Source organism: Parafrankia sp. Ea1.12 (genome assembly GCF_900465275.1).
Classification (GTDB): Bacteria; Actinomycetota; Actinomycetes; order Frankiales; family Frankiaceae; genus Parafrankia; species Parafrankia soli.
The window spans coordinates 1-536 of record NZ_UBIZ01000022.1 but is presented as its reverse complement, the minus strand read 5'-3'; the positions used below and the strand labels follow the sequence as shown (position 1 = coordinate 536).

At 69.0% G+C, this 536-nt stretch carries 1 protein-coding gene and 1 pseudogene; both read left to right on the top strand.

What is annotated here, in order from left to right; translation table 11 throughout:
• Positions 1 to 18: 18 nt before the first annotated feature.
• Positions 19 to 255, top strand: a pseudogene (locus FMEAI12_RS39585) (transposase); the annotation flags it as partial.
• Positions 256 to 364: 109 nt separating this feature from the next.
• Positions 365 to 535: a transposase gene (locus FMEAI12_RS39580; protein ID WP_368672034.1), complete on the top strand. Its 171-nt coding sequence runs from the start codon at positions 365 to 367 to the stop codon at positions 533 to 535.
• Position 536 lies beyond the last annotated feature (1 nt).

Here is a 536-nt window from a genome sequence, read left to right as displayed (position 1 = left end):
CGTGGGGCCACCGGTGATGTGCTGGCCTGGCTGGCCGGCACCCCGCTCGCCTGGCGCCAGGCCATCCGGTTCGTGGCCATCGACATGTCACCGTCCTACCGGGCCGCCGTGCGCACCGGCCTGCCGCACGCCACCGTCGTAGTTGATCACTTCCATGTCGTTCAGCTCGCCAACAAGACGCTCAATCTGGTGCGCCGCCGTCTCACCCGAAGCGTCCGCGGCCGGCGTGGCCGGACCACGGAGTGGAAGGCCCGGCGCAAGCTGCTGCGCAACCGCGAAGACCTCACCGACGCTGAGTTCGAGCGGATGTGGAACCCGCTGATGGACCAGGGCCCGATCGGCCAGGCGCTGCTGGTGGCCCGAGATCGAAGCCTTCCTGAACACCGGCATCAGCAACGCCAAGAGCGAGGGGATCAACCGCGTGATCAAGTTCGTCGGCCGCGCCGCCTATGGCTTCCGCAACCCGACCAACCAGCGCCTCCGAGCACGCTGCGTCACCACCCGCCGAGCCCGCGGACACCTCCGCACCGCATAAC